The sequence below is a fragment of the Clavibacter quasicaliforniensis genome (assembly GCF_051201715.1).
Taxonomy (GTDB): Bacteria; Actinomycetota; Actinomycetes; order Actinomycetales; family Microbacteriaceae; genus Clavibacter; species Clavibacter seminis.
Map to the genome: position 1 here is coordinate 1747581 of NZ_CP139624.1, position 24168 is coordinate 1771748.

23 protein-coding genes and 2 tRNA genes are annotated in these 24168 nt (G+C 72.9%); 17 read left to right on the forward strand and 8 right to left on the reverse strand.

Annotated elements, in window-relative coordinates:
• Positions 1-87 precede the first annotated feature (87 nt).
• The 3 genes from NL142_RS08380 (at position 88) to NL142_RS08390 (ending at position 3140) form a co-directional block, all read left to right on the forward strand.
• A complete protein-coding gene (locus tag NL142_RS08380) occupies positions 88-1029 on the forward strand; it encodes an ABC transporter ATP-binding protein (RefSeq protein WP_435078762.1) in 942 nt (313 codons plus the stop codon).
• Positions 1030-1139: 110 nt separating this feature from the next.
• Positions 1140-2045 carry a D-isomer specific 2-hydroxyacid dehydrogenase family protein gene (locus NL142_RS08385; protein ID WP_435081588.1) on the forward strand — a complete coding sequence of 302 codons (906 nt, stop codon included), beginning with the start codon at positions 1140-1142 and terminating at the stop codon, positions 2043-2045.
• A gap of 66 nt (positions 2046-2111) precedes the next feature.
• Positions 2112-3140 (forward strand): lactonase family protein, encoded by a 1029-nt coding sequence (locus tag NL142_RS08390; RefSeq protein WP_435078764.1) that lies wholly within the window; start codon positions 2112-2114, stop codon positions 3138-3140.
• Between the two features lie 19 nt (positions 3141-3159).
• Here the strand turns inward: NL142_RS08390 and NL142_RS08395 are convergent, their stop codons facing one another.
• The 3 genes from NL142_RS08395 to def all read right to left on the reverse strand — a co-directional run bounded on the left by NL142_RS08395 (position 3160) and on the right by def (position 4325).
• Positions 3160-3528: a hypothetical protein gene (locus NL142_RS08395; protein WP_435078766.1), complete on the reverse strand. Its 369-nt coding sequence runs from the start codon at positions 3526-3528 to the stop codon at positions 3160-3162.
• Between the two features lie 81 nt (positions 3529-3609).
• A tRNA-Asn gene (locus NL142_RS08400) sits at positions 3610-3682 on the reverse strand.
• Between the two features lie 76 nt (positions 3683-3758).
• Positions 3759-4325, reverse strand: coding sequence for a peptide deformylase (gene def, locus NL142_RS08405; RefSeq protein WP_194682583.1), 567 nt, complete (start codon positions 4323-4325; stop codon positions 3759-3761).
• A 39-nt stretch (positions 4326-4364) separates the two neighbouring features.
• Here def and NL142_RS08410 point away from each other — a divergent pair, with 39 nt between their 5' ends.
• The 4 genes from NL142_RS08410 to NL142_RS08425 all read left to right on the forward strand — a co-directional run bounded on the left by NL142_RS08410 (position 4365) and on the right by NL142_RS08425 (position 9288).
• Positions 4365-5276 carry a DMT family transporter gene (locus NL142_RS08410; protein ID WP_194682582.1) on the forward strand — a complete coding sequence of 304 codons (912 nt, stop codon included), beginning with the start codon at positions 4365-4367 and terminating at the stop codon, positions 5274-5276.
• Positions 5277-5456: 180 nt separating this feature from the next.
• On the forward strand, positions 5457-6716 hold the full coding sequence (locus tag NL142_RS08415) for a glycosyltransferase (RefSeq protein WP_435078769.1): 1260 nt from the start codon (positions 5457-5459) through the stop codon (positions 6714-6716).
• A gap of 11 nt (positions 6717-6727) precedes the next feature.
• A tRNA-Ile gene (locus NL142_RS08420) sits at positions 6728-6801 on the forward strand.
• A 294-nt stretch (positions 6802-7095) separates the two neighbouring features.
• A complete protein-coding gene (locus NL142_RS08425) occupies positions 7096-9288 on the forward strand; it encodes an acyltransferase family protein (RefSeq protein ID WP_435078771.1) in 2193 nt (730 codons plus the stop codon).
• Positions 9289-9387: 99 nt separating this feature from the next.
• On the opposite strand, the gene NL142_RS08430 is transcribed toward NL142_RS08425, so the two are convergent.
• Both NL142_RS08430 and gmd read right to left on the reverse strand, forming a co-directional pair.
• Positions 9388-10392, reverse strand: coding sequence for a GDP-L-fucose synthase family protein (locus NL142_RS08430; RefSeq protein WP_435078773.1), 1005 nt, complete (start codon positions 10390-10392; stop codon positions 9388-9390).
• Positions 10389-11441, reverse strand: coding sequence for a GDP-mannose 4,6-dehydratase (gene gmd, locus NL142_RS08435; protein ID WP_104294090.1), 1053 nt, complete (start codon positions 11439-11441; stop codon positions 10389-10391). The genes NL142_RS08430 and gmd overlap by 4 nt, the downstream gene beginning before the upstream one ends.
• 170 nt (positions 11442-11611) lie before the next feature.
• Here gmd and NL142_RS08440 point away from each other — a divergent pair, with 170 nt between their 5' ends.
• The 8 genes from NL142_RS08440 (at position 11612) to NL142_RS08475 (ending at position 19635) form a co-directional block, all read left to right on the forward strand.
• Positions 11612-12898, forward strand: coding sequence for a glycosyltransferase family 4 protein (locus tag NL142_RS08440; RefSeq protein WP_435078776.1), 1287 nt, complete (start codon positions 11612-11614; stop codon positions 12896-12898).
• Positions 12895-13479: an LbetaH domain-containing protein gene (locus NL142_RS08445; protein ID WP_435078778.1), complete on the forward strand. Its 585-nt coding sequence runs from the start codon at positions 12895-12897 to the stop codon at positions 13477-13479. Before NL142_RS08440 ends, NL142_RS08445 begins: the two co-directional genes overlap by 4 nt.
• A gap of 103 nt (positions 13480-13582) precedes the next feature.
• Positions 13583-14518: a polysaccharide pyruvyl transferase family protein gene (locus NL142_RS08450; RefSeq protein ID WP_435078780.1), complete on the forward strand. Its 936-nt coding sequence runs from the start codon at positions 13583-13585 to the stop codon at positions 14516-14518.
• Positions 14515-15747 carry a glycosyltransferase family protein gene (locus NL142_RS08455; protein WP_435078782.1) on the forward strand — a complete coding sequence of 411 codons (1233 nt, stop codon included), beginning with the start codon at positions 14515-14517 and terminating at the stop codon, positions 15745-15747. The genes NL142_RS08450 and NL142_RS08455 overlap by 4 nt, the downstream gene beginning before the upstream one ends.
• Entirely contained in the window at positions 15744-17027 is a 1284-nt protein-coding gene (locus NL142_RS08460; protein WP_435078784.1) for a putative colanic acid polymerase WcaD, read from the forward strand. The genes NL142_RS08455 and NL142_RS08460 overlap by 4 nt, the downstream gene beginning before the upstream one ends.
• Positions 17008-17676 carry a glycosyltransferase family protein gene (locus NL142_RS08465; RefSeq protein WP_435078786.1) on the forward strand — a complete coding sequence of 223 codons (669 nt, stop codon included), beginning with the start codon at positions 17008-17010 and terminating at the stop codon, positions 17674-17676. The genes NL142_RS08460 and NL142_RS08465 overlap by 20 nt, the downstream gene beginning before the upstream one ends.
• Entirely contained in the window at positions 17673-18176 is a 504-nt protein-coding gene (locus tag NL142_RS08470; RefSeq protein WP_104294094.1) for a serine O-acetyltransferase, read from the forward strand. Before NL142_RS08465 ends, NL142_RS08470 begins: the two co-directional genes overlap by 4 nt.
• 34 nt (positions 18177-18210) lie before the next feature.
• Positions 18211-19635: an oligosaccharide flippase family protein gene (locus tag NL142_RS08475; RefSeq protein WP_435078788.1), complete on the forward strand. Its 1425-nt coding sequence runs from the start codon at positions 18211-18213 to the stop codon at positions 19633-19635.
• Between the two features lie 12 nt (positions 19636-19647).
• Here NL142_RS08475 and NL142_RS08480 read toward each other — a convergent pair whose 3' ends face one another.
• The 3 genes from NL142_RS08480 to NL142_RS08490 all read right to left on the reverse strand — a co-directional run bounded on the left by NL142_RS08480 (position 19648) and on the right by NL142_RS08490 (position 21967).
• The gene (locus tag NL142_RS08480) at positions 19648-21213 is read right to left on the reverse strand and encodes a sugar transferase (RefSeq protein ID WP_435078790.1); all 1566 of its coding nucleotides are present in this window, start codon (positions 21211-21213) and stop codon (positions 19648-19650) included.
• Positions 21214-21358: 145 nt separating this feature from the next.
• Positions 21359-21646, reverse strand: coding sequence for a hypothetical protein (locus NL142_RS08485; protein WP_435078792.1), 288 nt, complete (start codon positions 21644-21646; stop codon positions 21359-21361).
• A gap of 117 nt (positions 21647-21763) precedes the next feature.
• Positions 21764-21967, reverse strand: a complete 204-nt coding sequence (locus tag NL142_RS08490) for a cold-shock protein (protein ID WP_012038298.1) — start codon at positions 21965-21967, stop codon at positions 21764-21766.
• 258 nt (positions 21968-22225) lie between these two features.
• Between NL142_RS08490 and NL142_RS08495 the strand changes: the two genes are divergently transcribed.
• Both NL142_RS08495 and NL142_RS08500 read left to right on the forward strand, forming a co-directional pair.
• On the forward strand, positions 22226-23896 hold the full coding sequence (locus tag NL142_RS08495) for a bifunctional 3'-5' exonuclease/DNA polymerase (RefSeq protein WP_435078796.1): 1671 nt from the start codon (positions 22226-22228) through the stop codon (positions 23894-23896).
• A gap of 13 nt (positions 23897-23909) precedes the next feature.
• On the forward strand, positions 23910-24137 hold the full coding sequence (locus NL142_RS08500) for a hypothetical protein (protein WP_435078798.1): 228 nt from the start codon (positions 23910-23912) through the stop codon (positions 24135-24137).
• Positions 24138-24168 lie beyond the last annotated feature (31 nt).

Below are 24168 nucleotides of genomic sequence, written 5' to 3' on the forward strand. Positions count from 1 at the left end.
CCCGGGCATGATGGGTCGGAACCCGCATCCGTCGTGCGGCCGGTCACGCCGGCCTGCCGCACGACCACGCCGAGGACGGAGCAGCGCATGACGCACACCCCCCGAGACGCCGACGCGGACGGCGGACCCGCCGAGCCCGTGCTCGACGTCAGCGACCTGCGGCTGGCGTACCCCGCCCGCCGCGGAGCGGAGACGCCGCCGGCCGTCGACGGGATCACCCTCCGGATCATGCCGGGCGAGGTGCTCGGCGTGGTCGGCGCGAGCGGATCTGGGAAGTCGTCGCTCGCGCGCGTCCTGGCGGGCCTCGTCCCGTCGGGCGACGAGGGGGCGGCCGTGCCGCGGATCACGGGCGGCGACGCCTCCGTGCTCGGCCAGGGCCTCCGCCGCATGGGCCGCCGTGCGCGCACGCGCACCACGTACGGCATCGGCTACGTGCCGCAGGACGCCGGCACCACGCTGCACCCGCAGCTCACGGCGAGCGAGGCGATCGCGGAGCCTATCTTCTCCCGCGACCGCCGCTTCGACAGCCAGGTCGCCGCGCGCCGCGTCGTCACCCTGCTCACGGCGCTCGACCTGCCGCCGGGCACGCAGGACCGCTACCCGCACGAGCTCTCCAGCGGCCAGCGCCAGCGCGTCGCCCTCGCGCGCGCGCTCGTGCTCGGCCCGCGCCTCCTCATCGCCGACGAGCCCACGTCGGGCGTCGACGTGATGAGCCGCGTCGCCGTGCTCGACCTGCTGCGCGACCTCCAGTCCCGCGGCGGCTTCTCGGCCCTCGTGGTCAGCCACGACCTCGCCGTCGTCGAGCGCCTCACCGACCGCCTCGCGGTCCTGAACCGCGGGACGCTGGTCGGCTACGGCGCCATCGACGACGTGCTCGCGGATCCCACGCACCCGTACGTGCAGGGGCTCGCGGAGTCGCGCACGGCCGCCGAGCCCGCGCCCGACGAAGGCGACCCCGATCCTGAGGCCGTCCTGCGTTCCCCCGAACCGCCCGCCCGCGTCCCGCACCCCCGGAGGCCCCTCGCATGACCGACACCACCGCATCCGCTTCCGCCGCTCGCCGCAATCACCGCGCGGTCGACGGCGCCACGCCGCACCGCCTGACGGGCGACGCGCGGCCGACGCCTGGCCCGATCGCCATGCTGCCGCGCACGGAGGACGCGTACCTCGAGGCCGTCCGCGCCGGCGGCGGCGAGGTGGCCGAGCTGTCGGAGGACACGCGCGGCATCGTCTGGCTCTCCATCCGCCGCGCCGCCGAGCTCACCGACACGCTCGCCGCCAACCCGCAGGTCCAGTGGGTGCAGCTGCCGTTCGCGGGCGTCGACGCCTTCGCCGACACCCTCCGGGAGTGCGACCGGCCCGACCTCGTCTGGACGAGCGCGAAGGGCGCCTACTCCGAGCCGGTCGCCGAGCACGCGCTCGCGCTGACCCTCGCGTCCCTGCGGCAGCTGCCGGAGCGCGCGCGGGCGACCTCCTGGGGATCCTCCGCCGGCCTCTCGCTCTACCGTGCGGAGGTCGTGGTCGTCGGTGCCGGCGGCATCGCGCTGGAGTACATCCGGCTGCTCGCCCCGTTCGACTGCACCGTCACGGTCGTGCGCCGCAGCGGCGACCCCGTGGAGGGCGCGGATCGCACCGTCACGGCCGACCGGCTCGACGAGGTGCTGCCGGGCGCCGACGTCGTTATGCTGGCCGCGGCCAGCACCGACGACACCGCCGGGCTCATCGGCTCCGCGCAGCTCGCGGCGATGAAGGACACGGCCGTCCTCGTCAACATCGCCCGCGGCGCGCTCGTGGACCCCGACGCGCTGCTCGACGCGCTCCGCTCGGGCGCGATCCACGGCGCGGGCCTCGACGTCACGTCGCCCGAGCCGCTGCCGGACGGCCACCCCCTGTTCTCCGAGCCGCGCTGCATCGTCACGCCGCACACCGCCGACACCCCGGACATGGTGCGGCCGCTGCTGGCCGAGCGGATCCGGCTCAACACGGAGGCGTTCCTCCGGACGGGCGACTTCGTCGGCATCGTCGAGCCGTCCTCGGGCTACTGACGCCGTCGCGCCCGTCGCCCGCCCGCCCGCGCCGCGTCGGGCGCGCCCCGTAGGCTCGTCGTCGTGATGACGCCCGAGGAAGCCGCCGTGCCCGAGGTCTCGATGTGGGCGGGCGGCTACACCGCCGACGCCGGCGGATCGGGCATCGGCATCACGGGCCTCACGGTCGACCCCATCACGGGCGACCTCGCGGTCGTCGGAACCGCGGTGGAGACGCCGTCGCCCTCCTTCCTCCTCGCGCGCGGCGACATGGTCTACGCGGTGGGCGAGGCGACCGACCGCGTGGAGGCGTTCCGCCGCGGACCGGGCGGCTCGCTGCAGTGGGCGGGCGGCCAGCCGAGCGGCGGATCCGGCCCCTGCCACCTGCACGTCGTCGCCGACCTGCTCCTCACCTCGCACTACGGGGACGGCACCGTCGCCGTCCACCCGCTCGCGGCCGACGGCTCCATCGGCGAGGCGACGCAGCTCCTGACGGCCGAGGGATCCGGCCCGCGCCCGCAGCAGGACGGCGCGCACGCGCACGCCACCCTCCACGTGGGCGGGGGCACCGTCCTCAGCGCCGACCTCGGCACCGACGAGGTGCACGTCCACGCCATCCGCGACGGACGCCTGGACCGGATCGGCGCTGTCGCCCTCCCCGCGGGCACGGGGCCCCGGCACATGGCCCTCCTGTCGTCGGGCCGCGTGCTCCTCGTCGGCGAGCTCGACGGCACCCTGCACGCGCTCGAGGGCCAGGGCGCGTCCTGGCGCGTGGCGGCGTCCGCGGCGTGCGCGGCCGTGCCCGATGCGCGCGACTCCGCCGCCGAGGTGCAGGTGTCCGCGGACGAGCGGCTCGCCTACGTCGGCCTCCGCGGCTCCGACCGGATCGCCGTGGTCGGCATCGCCGCCGACGGCACGCTCGCCCCCGTGGCCGCGTTCGACTGCGGCGGCGAGATGCCGCGGCACCACGTGATCGTCGACGACCGTCTGCACGTCGCGAACCAGGGATCCGGCACGGTCGCCTCCTTCCGGCTCGATCCGGCGACGGCGCTGCCCACCGCGGCGCCCGCAATGATCGCCGTGCCGAGCCCGACCTACCTGCTGCCCCTGGCCTGACCCGCGGCGCCTGCGGCGTTCAGCGCAGCAGCAGGGGAGCGGCCGCCCGGATCTCCTCCTCGACCCCGAGCCCGCGCCAGCCCCCGGAGGTGAACGCGCGGCCGCCGACCCCGTTGCGGTCCATCAGGGCGAAGCCGACCGCGCGGATCCCCGAGTAGGCGATGAGCACGGGGGCCGCGGGATCCGACACGAGACGCACGATGCGCTCGCGCCTGGCCTCGAGCACGGGCAGCGTGTCGGCGGGCCCGTCGTCCGGGCGGAGGAGGATCGCGGCGGCCACCGGGTCGTCGGCCACGGCGTCGTCGCGGGAGCGGAGATCCTCGTCGAGCAGCGGCCAGAGCCGGTCCGCGTCGTTCGGACGCGCGACCACGATCTCGAACATCCCCATGACGCGACGCTACCGGGCGCGGAGGGGGAGGGAGGCGCGCGCAAAATAAAAGGCCCCGCGGGTGGAGCCGCGAGGCCTTCGCTCCCCGAGTTGGACTCGAACCAACAACCTGCCGGTTAACAGCCGGCTGCTCTGCCAATTGAGCTATCGAGGATCACGTGGAGCAACCTGGAAAGCGTAGCAAAGAATTCAGGCGCCTCCGATCACCGGCGGCGACCCGGGCGCGTCCCTCAGTCCTCGAGGTGGTCGCGCCCCGGCAGCCACGACTGCCCGGGCACGCCCCAGCCGCTCTTCCGGATGATCTTCGCCACCGGCTTCACGTGCTCGTGCTCGAGCCGGTCGGTGTACAGCAGGCCGTCGAGGTGGTCGAACTCGTGCTGCAGGATCCGCGCGAACCACCCGGCCGCCTGGATCTCGAACGGGCGGCCGTCGAGGTCGACCGCGCGGAGGATCGCCCGGTCGGCGCGCACCAGCGGGAAGCGCTCGCCCGGGAACGACAGGCAGCCCTCCTCCTCGGTGTCCTCGTCGGCCTCGCGCACGGCGACGGGCGTGATGAAGAGGTCGGGGTTCACGGCGACGCCCCGCAGCGGCTCGCCCTCGTCGGTCTCGTAGGAGTAGACGAACACGCGCAGCGGCACGCCCACCTGGGGCGCCGCGAGGCCGACGCCCGGCGCCTCGTCCATGGTGTCGAACATGTCGGCCACGAGGGTGCGCAGGTCGTCGTCGAACGCCTCCACCTCGCGGGCCGGGGCGTGCAGGACGGGGTCTCCGGTGATCCGGATGGGGAGGACGGCCATGCTGCCGATGATAGGCGGGCCGCCGGGTAGGGTCGGGGCGTGCCCTTCGACGCCAGCCCCGTTCTCCAGGCCGCCTCGTTGACCCCGTACCAGGCGCTCGGCATCCCGATCGCGCTCGTCGGCGCCGTGTTCCTGTCCCTGGGCGCGCAGCTGCAGTCGCAAGGCGTCGCGAAGATGGAGGCGCGCGGGAAGAAGAGCACCGCGGGTCTCAGCCTGCGCCAGCTCGGCGCGCTGCTCGGCCGCCCCTCGTGGGTCGCCGGCACCGTGATGCTCGGCCTCGCCATCGTGTTCCAGCTCGCGAGCCTGCGCCTCGCGCCGCTCATCGTGGTGCAGCCGCTCGGGGCGGTGGCGCTCGTGGTCACGGCCGTCCTCAACTCCCGGGCCACGGGGAAGCGGCTCGACCTCAAGGCCAAGCGGGCGGTCGGTCTCTGCATCGGCGGCGTGGGCCTGTTCGTGGTCTTCGCGGCCGTCTTCGCGAAGGAGACGCCCATCCGCACGCCCGAGCTCATCACGATCCTGGTGATCCTCGCGGTCGTGCTCGCGCTCCTCGGCGGCCTCTTCCTCTACTTCCGCAGGCACGTGCGCGCGATCTTCTACATCATCAGCGCGGGCGTGCTCTACGGCTTCGTCGCGACGCTCGCCAAGGTCGTCATCAACCGCCTCACGACGGGCGACTTCGACGTGCTCACCGGCGTCTGCATCGTGGCCCTCGTCGCGGCGACCCTGCTCGGCGCGTACTTCGTGCAGACCGCGTACTCGTCGGGACCGCCCGACCTCGTCATCGCGGGGCTCACGGTGGTCGACCCGCTCGTGGCCGTCTGCATCGGCGTGACCGTCCTCGGCGAGGCAGCGGACGCGCCGCTCTACGCCGGCGTGGCCTTCCTCGTCGCGGGCGCGGTGGCGGTCATCGGCGTGTTCCAGCTCGCGAAGCACCACCCGCACGCGTCCTGACCCGCCTGCTTGCCCGGGCGCCGAGGGGAGCCCCGGGCGCCCGGAGGCGGCTGCCCCGACCCCGGTGCGCCGTCGGGCCGTCCCGGGGCCCGTGCGATACGTTGCTCTGCGACACCCGGCCAGCGCCACCCCGATCCACGTGACGCGCGCCGGACGCCGACACCACTGGAGAGACACTTCTTGCCGAACACCTCAGGGCAGACCCCGCGCGAGCCGGCGACCCCCGGTCGACCGCTGCGCATCCTCATCGGCGCGGACACGTTCCCGCCGGACGTGAACGGGGCCGCGCGCTTCGCCGAGCGGCTCGCGGGAGGCCTCGTCCGACGCGGCCACGAGGTGCACATCGTCGCCCCGGCGGCCAGCCGCAAGCACGGCACGTGGACCGAGGTGCACGACGGCCAGGAGATGACGGCGCACCGCCTGCGCAGCTGGCGCTGGTACCCGCACGACTGGCTGCGGTTCGCCCTGCCGTGGAACATCAACCAGAACAGCGCGCGGATCCTCGACGCCGTGCAGCCCGACGTCGTGCACTTCCAGTCGCACATCGTCACGGGCCGCGGCCTCAGCATCGAGGCCGAGAAGCGCGGCATCCGCATCATCGGCACCAACCACTTCATGCCGGAGAACATGCTCCAGCACACGTTGCTGCCGGTCGCGTGGCAGGACAAGGCCATCTCCATGGCGTGGAAGGCCGCGCGCCGCACCTTCGGACGCGCCGAGGCCGTCACGACGCCGACGCGCCGCGCCGCCCAGTTCCTCGAGCGCTACACGGGACTCTCCGGCGTCATCGCCATCTCCTGCGGCATCGACGCGGCGAACTACACGCCCGACTTCGCGCCGCGCACCCGCAACCGCATCGTCTTCGTCGGCCGGGTGACGGGGGAGAAGCAGATCGACGTGCTGCTGCGCGCGTTCGCGATCCTGCCCCAGGCGCTCGACGCCGAGCTCGAGATCGTGGGCGGCGGCGACCAGAAGGCGAACCTCGAGAAGCTCGCCGCCGACCTCGGCATCGCCGACCGCACCACCTTCACCGGCTACGTCTCCGACGAGGAGCTGCGCCGTGCGTACACGCGTGCCACCGTGCTCGCGATGCCGAGCATCGCCGAGCTGCAGTCCATCGTCACGATGGAGGCGATGGCCTCCGCCCTGCCCGTCGTGGCCGCCGACGCGATGGCCCTCCCGCACCTCGTGCACGACGGTGAGAACGGCTACCTCTTCCGTCCCGGCGACGTCGACGACCTCGCGGCGAAGCTGCGGCGGGTGCTCGAGCTCCCCGAGGAGGAGCTCCAGCGCATGAAGCGCGAGAGCCTCGCGGTGGTCGCCACGCACGACATCGAGCGCACGATCTCGACGTTCGAGAGCCTGTATCGTGGCGAGTCCGTGGCCGCGCCGGTCACGGACGAGGCACGCGGACGCACGGACGGCCACGGCGCCGTCTAAGCACGCCGTTCGGGGCGGTAGCTCAGCTGGTCAGAGCAGCGGACTCATAATCCGTCGGTCATGGGTTCAAGTCCCATCCGCCCTACTCCCGCACAGCCCGGCTCCGCGAGCACCGCCCGGCTCCGCGAGGACGGTCCCGTGCACGCATCTGATCGGCCCTCCCGCGGCCCGTCCGCTCGCCTGCGACCCTCGGACTGGGGTGCGCCGCCGCACTAGCACGATGCCGCCCGGACCGCCACGGCGATGTCCGCTCTATTACCATGGGTATCGAAATCACCCCGGTCGCGGGGCTCCCGAGGGCCGCCGACGACTGCAATCGGCCACCCGCCGACGATGCCCCAGCGCACCCGTCGGGCCCGCCGCCACCCGCGAGGACACGATGACGCGCACGCGACCCAACCGCACGAGCCGATCCACGACGGTCGCGCCGGAGGGATCCAGCACCAGATCGTTCCGCGGCGACATCCAGGGCCTCCGCGCCCTCGCCGTGATCGCGGTCATCCTCGACCACCTCCTCGCCTGGCCGTCCGGCGGCTTCCTCGGCGTCGACGTCTTCTTCGTGATCTCCGGCTTCATCATCACGTCGCTCCTGCTGCGCCAGCACGACAAGCGCGGCCGGATCTCGTTCGCCGACTTCTACCGCAAGCGCGTGAAGCGCATCCTCCCGGCCTCGACCGCGGTGCTGCTCGTCACCGTCCTCGCGAGCTGGATGGTGTTCCTCTCCGGCCGCGCCTCGGCGATCGCGTGGGACAGCGTCGCCGCGTTCTTCTTCGTCGCCAACTGGCGCTTCGCCGCGACCGACACCGACTACTGGGCCGCCGACAGCGCCGTCTCGCCCGTGCAGCACTACTGGTCGCTCGGCGTGGAGGAGCAGTTCTACGTCGTCTGGCCGATCCTCCTCACGCTCGGCCTCGCGCTCTCGCTCCGGTTCCGCGGGCCGGGCCGCTACCGCGGCATCCTCACCGCGATCCTCGTCGTCGTCACGGTCGGCTCGTTCGCCTGGGCCATGGCGGACACCGCGGGCAACGCCGCGGTCGCGTACTTCTCCACGCTGTCCCGCGCCTGGGAGCTCGGCGTCGGCGCGCTGCTCGCGGTCGGCACGCCGCTGCTGCGCCGCATCCCGGACGCCGTGCGTCCCGTCATGGCGTACGCCGGCCTCGCCGTCATCGCCTACGGGCTGTTCGCGCTGAGCAGCGAGTCGCCGATCCCCGCGCCCGGATCCGCGATCCCCGTCGTCGGCGCCGCGCTCGTCATCGCCGGCGGCACGGGCGGCGCCCAGCGCTTCCTCTGGCCGCTCACGAACCCGGTATCGCGCTACCTCGGCGACATCTCGTACTCGCTGTACCTGTGGCACTTCCCGGTCATCGTGATCCTCGCGGCCGTCTCCGACACCGCGGGGCTCGGCTACCCGGTCATCGTGCTCGTGCTCACCCTCGGCCTCTCGGTGCTCTCGTACCACGGCCTCGAGGACCCCATCCGGCGCTCGCACTGGCTCGAGCCCGGCGCCGCGGCGCGCAGGAGGAAGAAGCGCGCGCGCCGCCGTCCCGGGTTCGGCGCGTCCACGGGCACGAAGGTCGCGGCCCTCGGGACGGCGGCGCTCCTCACGGTCACGTTCATCAGCCTCGCCGTCGTCCGGCAGCAGGAGATCCAGGAGGCGTCGCGCATCGCCCCGGGCCCGGCCGCGTCCGGCGAGGCCGACGCCGCTGACCCAGCCGTGCTCGCGGCCGGCGACCTCGGCGCGCTGCAGGTGCAGATCCGGGACGCCCTCGGAGCCACCAGCTGGCCCGCGCTCGACCCGGCGATCGACGGCCTGGAGAAGTCCGCGGTCCCCGTCGAGGACGGTCAGGGCTGCGGCCGCACCGACGTGGCGAACCCGCGCTCCTGCTCCTTCGGCGACAGCCGGAAGCCCACGATCATGGTGCTCGGCGACTCGACCGGCATCACGCTGCTGCCCACGGTGCGGGCGATGTTCGAGGCGACGCACCACATCCGCGGCCTCACCTTCGCCGGCTGCGCCGTCATGGACGTCGAGTGGGACTTCCCCGACGCGTCCACCAAGGGCGGATGCCTGGACTTCCGCGAGCAGGCGATCGCCGCGATCCAGGAGGAGAAGCCGGAGATCCTGTTCGTCAGCAACAGCTACGGGCAGATCCTCAAGCTCGCGTCCAAGGCGACCGGCGACGACGCGGTGGCCGAGTGGTCCGCGGGCGTCCAGAGCACGGTCGGCCAGGTCCGCGACAGCGTCGGCAAGGTCGTCCTCGTCTCGTCGCCTCCCACCGGGCAGCCGCTCGAGACCTGCGCCACGAAGGTCTCGACGCCCGCCGACTGCCAGGCCTCGATCCCGGGCGCCTGGAAGGTGGGCGACCGCGCGCAGGAGGATGCGGCCACAGCGATGGGCATCGCCTACGTCGACACCTCGTCGCTGTTCTGCTGGGAGGAGCGCTGCCCGTCCTTCGTCGGCAGCACGCCCACGAAGCGCGACAGCGTCCACACCACGCCGCAGTACGCGGCCGTCATCACGCCGGCGTTCCGGCAGATGCTCGACGAGGCGCTGGCGGGCGTCCCGGCCTGATCCACGCGCACGGGCCGGGCGCATCCGTCCTCGCCCGCGCGCACGACGACGACGGCCGCCGCGCGGGTGCGCGACGGCCGTCGGATCGAACGGGAGCGGCTACTCCCGCAGCGTCGTGATGTGCTCCCGGTACCACTCGACCGTGGAGCGCAGGCCCTCGTCGAGCCCGATGGACGAGGTCCACCCGGCGTCGGCGAGCTTGGACACGTCGAGCAGCTTCTGCGGGGTGCCGTCCGGCTTCGAGGTGTCCCACTCCGTGCGGCCCTCGTAGCCGACGACGCGCGCGATGGTCTCCGCGATCTCGCGGATCGTGACGTCGCTTCCCGTGCCCACATTGACCTGCTCGGGCCCGTCGTAGTGCTCCAGCAGGTGGAGGCACGCCGCGGCCATGTCGTCGACGTGCAGGAACTCGCGGCGCGGCGTGCCGGTGCCCCAGTTCGTCACCGACGCCGCGCCGGACGCGCGCGCCTCGTCGTAGCGGCGGATGAGCGCGGGCAGCACGTGCGACCCCTGCGGCGAGAAGTTGTCGCCCGGCCCGTAGAGGTTCGTCGGCATCGCCGAGATCCACGGCAGCCCGTACTGGCGGCGCACGGCCTGGATCTGCATGATGCCCGCGATCTTCGCGATCGCGTAGGCGTCGTTGGTCGGCTCGAGGTGGCCGGTGAGGAGGGTGTCCTCGGTGATCGGCTGCGGCGCGAGCTTCGGGTAGATGCACGAGGAGCCGAGGAACAGGAGTCGGTCGACGCCGTGCGCGAGCGCGGCGTCGAGCACGTTGACCTGGATCCGGAGGTTGTCGCTGAGGAAGTCGACCGGGTAGGTGCTGTTCGCGAGGATCCCGCCGACCTTCGCGGCCGCGAGCACGACGTGGACCGGCTTCTCGGCGGCGAAGAACGCGAAGACCGCGTCGCGGTCCTTGAGGTCGAGCTCGGCGGAGGTGCGGCCGATCACGTCGGTGAAGCCCTCGGCCTCGAGCCGGCGGACGATCGCCGACCCGACGAGCCCGCGGTGGCCGGCCACGTAGACGCGGGCCGAGCGGTCGAGCGGCGCGGGCGTGAACGCGACGGCGTCCCGCTCGTCGGCGGCGGACGCGGCGGAGGCGCTCACGCGTCGGCCGCGGTCGGCTCGGCCGTGCCCCAGCTCGCGAGCTTCACGGAGTCGATCCACGGGCGCCCCTCGGCCTCGAGCGCGGCGATGTCCGCGTCGACCATGATCCTGGCGAGCATCGTGGTGTCGACCGTGGCCTTCCAGCCGAGCTTCTCGTGGGCCTTCGTGGCGTCGCCCACCAGCGCGTCGACCTCGGTGGGGCGGAGGTACCGCGGGTCGAACCGCACGTGCTCGGACCAGTCGAGGCCGGCGTGCGAGAACGCCGTCTCGAGGAAGTCGCGCACGGTGAAGTTGCCGCCGGTGGCGAGCACGAAGTCGTCGGGCTCGTCGGCCTGCAGCATCCGCCACATGCCCTCGACGTACTCGGCGGCGTAGCCCCAGTCGCGGATGCTGTCGAGGTTGCCGAGGTAGACGTGGTCCTGCTTCCCGGCCTTGATGGCGGCGACCGCGCGCGTGATCTTGCGCGTCACGAACGTCTCTCCGCGGCGGGGCGACTCGTGGTTGAAAAGGATCCCGTTGACGGCGAACATGTCGTACGCCTCGCGGTAGTTCTTCGTGATCCAGAAGCTGTAGAGCTTCGCGGCCCCGTACGGCGAGCGCGGGTAGAACGGCGTGGTCTCGCTCTGCGGCGGGGGAGTCGCCCCGTACAGCTCGCTCGAGGAGGCCTGGTAGAAGCGGGTCTCGATGCCCGAGAGGCGCACGGCCTCGAGCAGCCGGATGGTGCCGGTGCCCGTCGTGTCGGCGGTGTGCTCCGGCTCGTCGAACGAGACCCGCACGTGCGACTGGGCCGCGAGGTTGTAGACCTCGTCGGGCTGGATCTGCATCATCAGCGTCGTGAGGCGCGAGCCGTCGCTCAGGTCGCCGTAGTGGAGGAAGAGCTTCGCGCCGTCCTCGTGCGGGTCCTGGTACAGGTGGTCGATGCGGGACGTGTTGAACGTCGACGAGCGGCGGATGAGGCCGTGGACCTCGTAGCCCTTGGCGAGCAGCAGCTCCGCCAGGTACGAGCCGTCCTGCCCGGTGATGCCGGTGATGAAAGCCTTCTTGGCCATGGATCCCCCCAGATTCTCATGCGATGCGACGCGACGACGGCGGGGCAGTCGCCCGGCGCGGCCGTCCGTCCGGTCGAATCTAACGTGACCGCGCCTCCCGGGGGGAATCGGGGTACGACGCCGCGCGGTCCGTTAACGACATCGAAACCTCCAGGCACCAGAATGGGGCCATGGGGGATTTGAGCACGACCGACGCTGCGCGCACGCAGACGGCGGACCTGGGGGGCCTCACGGTCTGCCTGGTCGGCATCAACTACTGGCCGGAGACCACGGGCATCGCGCCGTACACGACCGCGATGGCCGAGGCGCTCACCGACGCGGGGGCGTCGGTGCACGTGGTCACCGGGATACCGCACTACCCGCAGTGGAAGCTGCAGGACGAGCGGTACGCCGAGGGCAGGCGATGGGAGGAGATGCGCGACGGCGTCCGCATCACCCGCGTCCGCCACACCATCCCGGAGACGCCGGACCTCGCGGGCCGGGCCAAGCTCGAGGCGAGCTTCCTTCGCGGAGCGCTCCGCGAGGTGCGGAGGGACACGAGCGAGGTCGTCATCGCGGTCACGCCGTCGCTCGCCGGCCTCGCCGCCGGAGCGCTGGGTCGCGGCCGTCGTCCGTTCGGCGTGCTCGTGCAGGACCTCACGGGCAACGCCGCGGGCGAGTCCGGCACCACGGGGGGCCGCGCATCGCGCCTCATCGCGTCGGGGGAGTACGCGCTCCTCCGCCGGGCCGACCGCATCGGCGTCATCACGCCGCGCTTCGGCGACCTGCTCATCCAGCAGGGCCTGCCCGACGCGTCCATATCCGGGCTCCCGAACTTCACGCACATCACGCCGGTGGACGTCTCCACCGCGGCCGCCCGCACCCGGCTCGGCTGGACCCGCGACGCGTTCACCGTGGTCCACACCGGCAACATGGGCATGAAGCAGGGGCTGGAGTCGGTCGTCGAGGCCGCGCGCCTCTCGGACGATCGCGACCTCGGCATCGAGTTCGTGCTCGTGGGCGACGGCAACCAGCGGGCCGCCCTCGAGGCGCAGGGTGCCGGGATCCGCTCGCTGCGCTTCGTCCCGCCGCTCGACGGCGACGACTACCCGTACGCGCTGGCCGCGGCCGACGCGCTCCTGCTGAACGAGAAGCCGGGCGTGCGCGAGATGAGCATGCCGTCGAAGCTCACGTCGTACACCAGCAGCCGGCGCCCGATCATCGCCGCGGTCGAGGACGGCGGCATCACGGAGAGCGTCGTGCGCGAGCACGGGGCGGCGGCCATCATCCCGCCGGGCGACCCGGAGCGGCTCCTCCAGGCGGCGCAGGACCTGCGCTGCGACACCGAGGGCGCCCAGGTCCTCACGACCGCCGCGCAGCGGATGTACCAGAACCGGTACTCGCCCGTCAGCGCCCACGCCAGGTACGTGCGGTTCGCGCAGTCGCTGGCCACCCTGGGCGCCGGGGTCCGCGCGTGACGGCGGCGCAGGATCCCTCGACCGACGTGCCCGTGATCGACCTGTCGCGCGCCCCCGGCGAGCACCAGGCCTGGGACCGCCCGAAGCGCACCGTCTACCTGTGGGCCGTGGTCGAGCTGCTCCTCGTCACGAACCCGTGGCAGATCAGCTCGTCGCTCCGCGTCCGCGCGCTCCGGGCGTTCGGCGCCGAGATCGGCGACGGCGTGGTCTTCCGGCCGCGCACGCGGGTGAAGTTCCCGTGGAAGCTGCGCATCGGCGACCGCTCGTGGATCGGCGAGGGCGTCTGGTTCCACAACCAGGACCTCATCACGGTCGGCCACGACGTCGTCCTCTCCCAGGAGACGATGCTCACCACGGGCAGCCACGCGCACCGGCGCGACATGGCCCTGATCACGCGCCCCATCGTCATCGAGCCGGGCGCGTGGATCACGTCGCGCTGCCTGGTCCTCGGCGGCGCGCACGTGGGCCGCTCGGCGCTCGCCCGGCCGATGACCGTGGTGGCGGGCGACGTGCCCGCCGATGCGATCGTGTCCGGCCCGGACTGCGCCGTGGTCGGCTCGCGATTCGCCGGACGCCGCTGACGCTCACGTCTCCGCGCCTCCGGCGCGCCCGGCGCATCGCGCCCACCTCCTTTTCCGCCGGCGACCGCACCTGCGCGTCGCCGCCCCGAACGAAGGCTCCATCATGAACGGACTCCTGCTCGATCCCTCCATCTCGTCGGCCAACATCGGCGACCAGATCATCCGCGAGAACGTCCTCCGTGCGCTCGACGGCGTCGTGCCGATCACCGGCAGCCTCCCCACGCAGACGCGCCTGACGCGCAGCCAGCGCCGGACCGCCGCCGACGCCGAGCTGGCGATCGTGGGCGGCACGAACCTCCTCTCCTCGAACATGCCCTGGTACCGCCAGTGGAAGCTCGACCCGCTCGTGGCGCGCAGCCTCAAGCACAAGGTCGTCCTCCTCGGCGTCGGCTGGTGGCAGTACCAGGACGAGCCGAACCGCTACACCACGCGCATGCTCAAGGAGGTCCTCGCCCCGGACCTCGTGCACTCCGTCCGCGACGAGTACACAAAGGTGCGCCTCGAGCGGATGGGCTTCCACGTCGTGAACACGGCGTGCCCGACCATGTGGGGGCTCGACCGGCACAACGGCGTCGAGAGCACGCGGCCCGCGCAGGCGATCCTGACGCTCACCGACTACAACCGCGACGTCGCCGAGGACGAGTGGCTCATCGCCCTCGCCGCCGAGCACTACGAGCGCGTCGTGATCTGGCCGCAGTCGATCCGCGACGCCGCCTACGCGCGGACCCTGAAGGGCGACTTCACGATCGCGGAGCCGACGCTCGCCGCGTACGACGCGCTGCTGGCCGCCGGCGACTCCGACTACATCGGCACGCGCCTCCACGGCGGCGTCCGCGCGCTCGAGACGGGGGCGTGGGGCGTCATCGTCGCCGTCGACAACCGGGCGCTGGAGATCAGCCGCGACACCGGCCTCCCCGTGCACGCCCGCGGTGAGAGGGACGCGATCCGCGCGACGGTCGCGCGCCGCGCGCCGCTGGACGTGCGGCTCCCGTACGACCAGATCACCGCCTGGAAGGCGCAGCTCCCGGTGGCCGGATGAACGGCGCCCCCGCCCCGCAGCCGAGCTCCGCGGCCCCGGCCCTCCGCGTCCTGCACCTCAGCGTGCGGCTCGGCGAGGGCGGCGCGGCCGGCGTCGCGCGGACGCTGATGCACGAGCTGGCCGAGCTGGGCGTGGACGGCTCGTTCGCCTACGGCTACGGCCCCGGCGGTCGCGACTCCGGCGGAGCGGACGCCCGCTCGTCGCTCCGCGTCACGTCCCGCCCGCGCGCGGCCCTCAACATGGCGGCGCACCTCGTCGTCGGCACCGAGGTCGTGCGTCCGGCGGCCGGCCGACGCGAGGAGCTGCGCGCGGCCATCGCGGCCGCCGACGTCGTGCACCTGCACATCGTCCACAGCTACTGGCTGCCGCCGAGGTGGCTGTTCCGCGAGATCGCCGACGCCGGCACCCCCGTGGTGTGGACGCTGCACGACCAGTGGATCATGACGGGCCGCTGCGCCCAGCCCGGCACGTGCCGGCTCTGGGAGGACGGCTGCCCGCGCTGCCCGGACCTGGCGGCCTACCCGCCCGCCCGCGTCGACAACGCGGCGCGCGTCTTCACCCGCAGGCGCGACGACATCGCCGCCCTCCGCCGGGCCGTGCCCTCCGCCGTGGTGGCCTGCGCGCACTGGCTCGCCGCCGAGGCCGCCACGGCGGGCTTCGACGACGTGCGCACGATCACGAACTCCGTCGACCGCGCGTTCTGGTCGGAGGCGACGGCGGCACGGGTAGCATCGGACGCACCGCGCTCGGGGGCGCTGTTCATCTGCCGCGACCTCCGGGATCCGGCGAAGGTCGACTGGGACGCGCTCCGTGCCATCGCCGCGGACACGACCGAAGGGCTCACCATCATGGGAGACGACGCACCCGAGGACGCGCCCGGCGCCAAGCGCCTGCCCGCCACCGGCGACCGCGTCGAGCTGGCGCGGGTGATGCGCCGCCACGACCGCCTCGTCTTCACCTCCCGGGTCGACTACTTCCCGCTCACCGTCTCCGAGGCGCTCACGGCGGGCATGCGGGTCTTCGCCGTCGACTCGCCGGCCATCCGCGAGTTCGGCGACCACCCGGACGTGACCGTGGTGGGCACGGGATCCGAGCTCGCGGCGGCGCTCCTCGCGGACGAGCGCGCGGGCGGCCGGGCGGATCGCCAGACGCGCGACGTCCGACGCTTCGACCCGCGGCGCATGGCCGACGAGTACCGCGCCGTGTACGAGGAGCTGGTGTCCGCGTGACCCGCAGCTACCGGCGCGAGGCGTGGCTGATGGGCGTCGCCATCATCGGCCAGCACTTCATGATCGTCCAGGCGGCCGGCTACCCCGTGACGCTCGGGCTGGTGGTGGGCGTGCCGCTCATCCTCCTGCTGTCGCGCGGCGGGTACGCGAGCCGCCTCATCCTCGCGCTCTGCGCGGTCGTGGCGCTCACGGCGTCGGCGGCGCTCATGACCGGCATGGAGGGCAGCGACCCGCTGTCGTTCTTGCGCACGCTCGCGCTGTTCATCCTCGCTGTCATCGTGATCGTGGCCGGATCCGCGGGCCTGGACCCCGGGTTCATCGGCTCGAGGGCCTTCTCCACCGCGATCTCCGTCACCCTGCTGCTGGTCGTCGGCCTGTCCGTCCTCCAGGTGGCCGCGGGGACGCTCGGCAGCGAGGCGCTCTTCAACCCGTTCGGGCGCTTCCAGTACCTGTACGAGTACCAGCCCTACCTCCAGTTCAACCCCGTCCCGCGCGCGCAGGGCTTCTTCCTGGAGCCGTCATACGACGCGTTCGTCATCGGGACCCTCACGCTCATCTCGCTGCTCACCGGCCGCCACTTCCGGGGCACCATCGCGGTCGGCATCCTCGGCGTCCTCATGTCGCGCTCCGCCACGGGGCTCCTGCTCCTGCTCATCATCGGCGTCGTCGTCGCGCTCCGCTCCCGACCCGGCGCGAGCATCGTCGTCCTCAGCGGCCTCGCGGTCGTGGGCGTCGCCAGCGGCACCTACCTCCAGTCGCGCCTGGAGAGCTTCAGCACCTCCGGATCCAGCACGAACTACCGGCTCGTGGCGCCGCTGCAGGTCCTCGGGGACACGCTGCTGCACACGCCCATCGGCCATGCGCTCGGCTCGGTGTCGAACATCCTGCTGGGCTACGACCTCTACAACGGCGCGGAGCTCGGCACCTCGCTCGACAACGGCCTCTACGTGCTGGTGTTCTACTTCGGCTGGATCGGGCTGGTGCTCATCGCGGCCCTCGCCGTCATGGCGCTGCGGGCGATGCTGCGCAGCGGCCGCTCCACCTGGGGAGCCGTGGCCCCGCTGTGGCTCTTCGGGACCCTATTCTTCTCCGGCGGGATCATGCTGCCCGAGTACGCCGTCATGACCGCCCTCCTCATCGCGACGCTCGTCGCCTGCAACGAAAGCCTGGTCGCTCCCCATGCCGGTACCCCCTCCGCTCCTGTCCGTCGTCGTGGTCACCTTCCGGGACCTGCCGGGGCTCGGCAGCACGCTCCGGTCGGTGCGCCAGCTCGTCCATGACGCGGGCGACGCGATCGAGGTCATCGTCGTCGACGGCGGGACGGGGGAGGGGCTCGACGCCGTCGTGAGCTCGTCGGGCGTCCCCGTCGACCTCTCGAGCGGGCCCGACGACGGCATCTACGACGCGATGAACGAGGGCATCTCCCGCTCGACGGGCAGGTTCGTCTGGTTCCTCAACGGCGGAGACCGGTCGCATGTCGAGTCCTGGGAGCTGCTGTCCGGCATCCTGCGGGCCGCGGGCGACGACGAGCTGCTCCTCGGCGACTACCTGCTCGACACCGGGCGCGGCGAGATCCTGCGGAAGGCCCGGCCGCCCATCTACATCCACCACGGGCTGCCCACCTCGCATCAGGCGATCCTGTACCCCGGCTCCCGGATCCGCGGCGCCCGCTACGACCTCCGCTTCCGCGTCGTCGGCGACTACGAGCTCACGGCCCGCCTGCTGCGATCGGGCGTCCGCCCGGTCGTCGTGCACGTGCCCCTCGCGGTCTTCGCGGCCGGCGGCATGTCGCAGGTGCGCGCCAAGGAGATCGCCGTCGAGGCCGCGCGGGTGCAGGCGGAGACGCTGCGCACGCCCGTGCCGGTCCGCTGGGCGAGTCGGGCGCTGCACGCGGCGAGCCGCATCCGACGCACGGTGCAGACTTCGTGAGCGCCCCCGACGAGCGCGGCCGCTGGGCCGCCGACCGCGCGCGCTACGGCCGCGGGGCCTGGCTCCTGCAGCCGTCCTTCTGGGCCGTGTCCGTCTACCGGTACGGACGCTGGACCCGCACGTGCTCGCGGGCCGTGCGCCTGCCCGCCCACGTGCTGTACGTCGGGCTCTACAGCGTGGTGCGGCTCGTGACGGGCATCGACATCCCGCGCTCGGTCGAGATCGGACCGGGCATCATGATCCACCACTTCGGCACGGTCATCGTCCACCCGCAGGCGCGCATCGGCGCACGCTTCACGATGCGTCACGGGGTCACCATCGGCGCCAAGAAGGGCGACGACGTGCCGGTCATCGGAGACGACGTGCAGGTGGGAGCGTTCGCCCAGATCCTCGGCCCCATCCACGTGGGCGACGGCAGCACCATCGGCGCCATGACCCTGGTGCTGCGCGACGTCCCCGCAGGCGCCACCGTCGTCGGCGTCCCGGGACGGGTGCTGTGACCGGATCCCGCGCCGCCGCCCGGCCGAGCGCGCGATGAGCGTCGACGACCGCGCGGCCCGGGGCGCCCGGAGCCGCGACTCCTCGGTGTGGCCGCTCGCCGCGCAGGCGATCATCGCGGCCGTCGGCCTAGTCGCCGCGACGCTCGCCGCCCGGCTCCTGGGCCCCTCCGACTACGGCGTCTACTTCCTCGCCCTCACCGTCACGGCATGCGTCGCGGTCCTGTTCGACATCTGCGTCCCGCAGGCCGTGCTCACGCACACCCCCGGCTACCTCGAGTCCGCGCGCACCTGGCGTCGCATGGCCGTGGTCGTGGCCGCGGCCGCCGCGGCGCTCACCGCCGCCGTCGCGCTCGTGGTCGGCACATCCCTCGACGCCGATGCGATGTGGGTGGTCCTCTGCGCCGCGCTGCCCATCACGATGGCGTCCATGACGCCCCGCGCCTTCCTCATCGCGGCCCGGCAGCTCCGCTACGTCTCGCTGGTCGACCTCTCGAGCGTGCTCGTCGGCAACGTCGTCGCGATCGGCGCCCTCCTCCTCACGGACAGCCTGTGGGCGGCCGCGAGCAGCCAGCTCGTCATCGCGGCGGTGCGCTGGCTGGCGTTCGAGGCCGCCTGGATCCGGCGCGGACGTGCCGACCTGCCCTCGCGCGTCCCCGTCCGCCCGGCCGCGCGTCAGCTCTACACGTCGATGCACGGCACCTACCAGAGCCAGCTCGCCGGATTCGCCGCCCGCAACGGCGACAACCTGCTCGTCAGCATCCTTCTCGGCCCGGTCGCCCTCGCGCAGTACTCGCGCGCGTACTCGTTCCTCATCGGGCCCCTCCAGCAGGCGCAGCAGGCGCTCAACCCCATGGCCATCCGCGACCTCGCGGTGGCGCGGCTGGCAGGTCGCGCCGACGACCAGCTCCGGCGCCTCGCGGCCGTCGTCATCGCCGTCGGCGTGCCGTTCGCGCTCGCGATCTCCCTCAGCGGCCCGCACCTCGTGCAGGTGCTCCTGGGCGACGAGTGGCGCACGGCGGGCGCGCTCATGCCGCTGTCATGGGGGCTCGCTGCGTCGATGATCGTCGCCATCCCGGCACGGTGGGCCCTCGTCGCCGGCCACCACTCACGGGCCCTGACGGTGGACGCCGTCCTCAACTACACCGTGCTCGCGGGCGTGGTCGTCGGCGCACTCACCGGCGGCCTCGCCGGTGTGCTCGTGATCAACTCGTTCATCGTCTCGCCCGCCATCACCATCACCGCGTGGTGCATGCTCGGCGCGGTGCCCCGTCGGCTGTTCCTGGCGCGCCTGCTGCCGATGGCGATCGGGCTGGGCGGCCTCACCGCCCTCGTCTGCATCGTGGTAGGCGAGCTCGTCGACTCCAGCCTCGTCGAGACCGTCCTCGACCTCGGCATGGGCGGGATCATCGCGGTGCTCGCGTTCGCCGTCATCATGCGCCGACGGCGGCGCGCGTCCTGAGCGCGGACCCGCTCAGTACGCCCCCTCGCGCGCCAGCACGGCCTTCGCGGTCTTCCAGAGGATGACGAGGTCGCCCACGATCGACCAGTTCTCCACGTAGTAGAGGTCGAGCCGGACGCTGTCCTCCCACGAGAGGTTCGAGCGGCCGCTCACCTGCCAGAGCCCCGTGATGCCGGGCTTGACGAGGAAACGCCGGTGCACCTTCGTCTCGTAGGCCTCCACCTCTCGGGCGAGCGGCGGGCGTGGTCCCACGAGCGACATGCTGCCGTTGAGGACGTTCACGAGCTGCATCAGCTCGTCGAGGCTGTAGCGGCGGAGGAACCGGCCGATGGGCGTGACCCGCGGGTCGTCCTTCATCTTGAAGAGCACGGAGTTGCCCGCGTCGCGCGACTGCTTCTCGAGCTCCAGAAGACGCGCCTCCGCGTCAGTCACCATGGTGCGGAACTTCAGCATCTGGAACGGGTGCCCGTTGATGCCCACGCGCTCCTGGCGGAAGAGGACGGGTCCCGGCGTGCTCAGCCGGATGGTGATGGCGATGGCGAGGAAGAGGGGAGAGGCGACGACGAGGATCAGGGTGCTCGCGACGATGTCGAACGCCCGCTTGGCGAAGAGCTTGGTGCCCTCGTAGCGCGGCGTCTCCACGTGGATGAGCGGGAGGCCCGCGACGGGCCGGGTGTGGATGCGAGGGCCGCCGATGTCGGTGAGGCTAGGCGCGACCACGAGGTGCTGGCGACCGGGCTCCAACGACCAGCTGAGCTCGCGGATCCGCTCCGGCGACAGCTCGTCGTTGCTGGCGATGACGATGGTGTCCGCGTCGACCGCGCGCATGGCGGCCTGCAGGTCGGCGAGCTTGCCGAGCACGGGGATCCCGGTGCCCGGCAGCGTCGCCGCGATGACGCCCGAGGGGATGCACGCCCCGACCACGTGGTAGCCGGCGTAGGGCTGGCGCGCGAGCTCGCGGGCGAGGAAGCCCGTCGACGCCTCGGATCCGATCAGCAGCACGCGGGACGAGTAGCGGCCCTTGGCGCGCTGCACGTTCAGCCACTGCCGCCACATCCACCGGCTGAGCACGAGGGTCACGAGCCCGAGCGGCAGAGCGATGATGATGTAGCCGCGGGCGAAGTCGATGCGACCGAGGAAGGCCACGATGGCGAGCAGCCCGAAGAGCCGCACGGTGGCGTCGAGGATCAGCCGGTACTCCTGCGGCCCCGTGCCCAGCACGCGGTAGCCGCGGGTGCCGTACAGGCCGAGGGCCACCATCCAGCTCGCGATGATCACGAGCGAGATGAGCGAGTAGCTCACGGCGACGCCCTCGTAGTCGCCGTTGAAGGCGACGTCGGAGGTCTCGAACCCGAACCACGCGATCTGGACGCCGAAGACCACCCAGATGAGGACGAGGAGATCCGTGACGACGAGCCCCAGCGCGTAGGTGCGTCGCCAGTCGTGGGCCCTGAGGCCGTCCGCCTCGGTGAGCGGCCCGGCGTCGGCGCGCAGGCCCTTCGCGGACCTGTCCGTGATGCGCCGACGTGCGCCGGTCTCCCGTGCTGCCGTGTCGTGCGTGGTCTTCTGTTCGATCATCGTCCCCCCAAGCCGATGTTGCGTCCCCCTGAGGCACCGTCGGCTCTTGGGATCGAGACTACAGGCGTTGCCGTCGATGCTCGGCGGTGGGTCCATGACGTGCCGCCGGGAGGGACCGTCGGGGGACAGCAGGGGGCTGGGCGGATCAGATCCGGGTCCAGGCGCCTCCGTCGCGACGCGTGATGCTCGCCCGGGGGATCTCGACGAGCCCGGCCGTACGAGCGCGGACCGCGCCCGCGATGCGCTCGGCCGCCGCGTCGTCGTCCGCGGTGAACCGGACCGTGAGCCGGGGCTCGCCGCGCACGACCTGGATGTCGTTCGCCTCGAGGGTGGCGATGCGGGCCGCCTCATCGGCGGCCGCGGGGAGGACGGCGGCGGGATCGGCGCCGGGGCGCAGCGCGCCGACGGTCATGGTGATGCGGTAGGAGGGCACCGTCCATGGTCGCGCACGCGCGGACGTCGCGTTAAATGGAGAACGGCTCCGACCACATGGTCGGAGCCGTTCTCGGAAGCTCAGCGTGCTGCGCTCACCAGAGGCGAGCGGGTGGCATTAGAGCGGGCGGATGTTCTCAGCCTGGGGACCCTTGGGGCCCTGGGCGACCTCGAATTCGACCTTCTGGTTCTCGTCGAGCGACTTGTAGCCGCCCGTCGCGATCGCGGAGTAGTGAGCGAACACATCCGCGGTTCCGTTGTCGGGAGCGATGAAGCCGAAGCCCTTTTCAGCGTTGAACCACTTGACGGTGCCTGTTGCCATGACGAAATTTCCTTCAAAAAGAGATGCATCGACCCCGGGACCCGGGACCGCGGGTCGCCTGCCCCTCGTGACCCCTCCGGCGGACCGGGCGGATCGTGAGGACCTGACGACTTGTGACCAACCCTAGCGGGTGAAACCGCGCCAGCGGGGGATGCGCGCACATTCGCGTCGGGTGTTTCCCTCCGTGACGCCATGTGGGGGAGCGGCGCGGAGCCCGGCCGGCGATCCGACGTCGGACGTGCGCGGGATGATGGGGGCATGCACATCCTGGTCGCGCGGACGCCCTCCGGCGTCCGGCTGGTCGACCTCGACGCGACCGGGAACGTCACGGGGACCCGCGAGGTCCCCTTCACCGAATGGCCCGCGGTGGTCGCCGCCCGCGAGCGGGCCACGCCCTCCCCGCGTTGGGTCTGGGACGACACGGCGGCGTGGGCCAGGACCCTCATCGCCGCCGGCGTGCGCGTCGCGCGCTGCCACGACCTCCGCCTCTGCCACGCGATCCTCCGGCTCTCGACGCAGACCGCCGACAGCGAGCTCGCGCGGCTGCCCGCCGGCCCCTGGGACCGGGCTGCCCCGTCCGAGCGGGAGCCGTCCGCGTCCGCCACGCTCTTCGACGACCTCGACACGTCCGACGGCGGCTCGCCGGACGAGCTGATCGCCGAGCTCCGTCTCCAGCTCGACGCGGTCGCGGCCAGCGCCGAGCCCGGCCGCCTGCGACTCCTGCTCGCGGCGGAGTCGGCGGGCGCCCTCGTGGCCGCGGAGATGTCCGCCGACGGCCTGCCCTGGGACACGGCCGTCCACGACGCGCTCCTGGTAGACCTGCTCGGCGGACGGCCCGCGCACGGCGGAGCGCCTCCCGCGCTCCTGCGGCTCGCGGCGCGCATCCGGGAGATCCTCCGAGCGCCTGACCTCAACGTCGACAGCCCGCCCGACGTGCTTCGTGCCCTGCGCCGCGTCGGCATCGACGCCGCGAGCACCCGGCAGTGGGAGCTGCAGGAGATCGACCACCCCGTCATCGCGCCGCTGCTCGAGCACAAGAAGCTCTCCCGCCTGCTCACGGCCAACGGGTGGACCTGGATGGAGACGTGGATCCGCGACGGCCGCTTCCACCCCGAGTACGTGCCGGGCGGCGTCGTCACGGGGCGCTGGGCAGCCAGCGGCGGCGGAGCGCTGCAGCTGCCGCGGCAGATCCGGTCCGCCGTCCGCGCGGATCCCGGCTGGCGGCTCGTGGTGGCCGACGCCGCCCAGCTCGAGCCGCGCGTGCTCGCCGCGCTGGCGGAGGACCGCGCCATGGCCGACGCGGGTCGCGGCACCGACCTCTACCAGGGCCTCGTCGACGCCGGCGTCGTGGACACCCGCGCGCACGCCAAGGTCGCGATGCTCGGCGCCATGTACGGCGCCACCTCCGGCGAGAGCGGGCGCCTGATGCCGCGGCTCGTCCGGGCCTACCCGCGCGCCACCGGCTACGTGGAGCGCGCGGCGCGGGCGGGCGAGAGCGGCGCCGTCGTGAGCACGCGGCTCGGCAGGTCCTCGCCGCCGCCTGGCGACGCGTGGGTCGACGTGCAGCAGATCGGCCGCGCGGGCGAGGCGTCCGGCGCGGATGCCGCCCGCGCGCGCACGTCCGCCCGCGACCAGGGCCGGTTCACCCGCAACTTCGTCGTCCAGGGCAGCGCCGCCGAGTGGGCGCTCTGCTGGCTCGCCGGGCTCCGGCGCCGCCTCGCCGCGATGGAGCGGCCCGGATCCCGCCCGCACCTCGTCTTCTTCCTCCACGACGAGGTCATGGTGCACGCGCCGGACGACCGCGTCGACGAGGTCCGCGTGGCCGTGTCCGAGGCCGCCGCGGAGGCCGGCCGCCTGCTGTTCGGCGACGCGCCCGTCGACTTCCCCGTCACGATCGCGGTGGTCGACGACTACGCGCAGGCGAAGTGAGACGAGCCCGGACATGACGACGCCCGGCCCCTCGTGGGACCGGGCGTCGCTCGCAGGTGGGGAGGATCAGCCGCCGGAGGCGACGTCGCCCGAGTGGTCGTCGCCCTCGCCCGTGTTGCTGCCCGACCCGTCGGGGGTGGATCCGTCCGAGCCGCTCTCGGTCGTGACCGAGGTGGAGGTCTCGACGTGCTCCTCGGTGTGCGTCGTCGTGCCGTCGTCGTCGGTCGAGGTGCTCTCGTGATCTGTGCTAATGCCCCGACCGTACGCTCGCG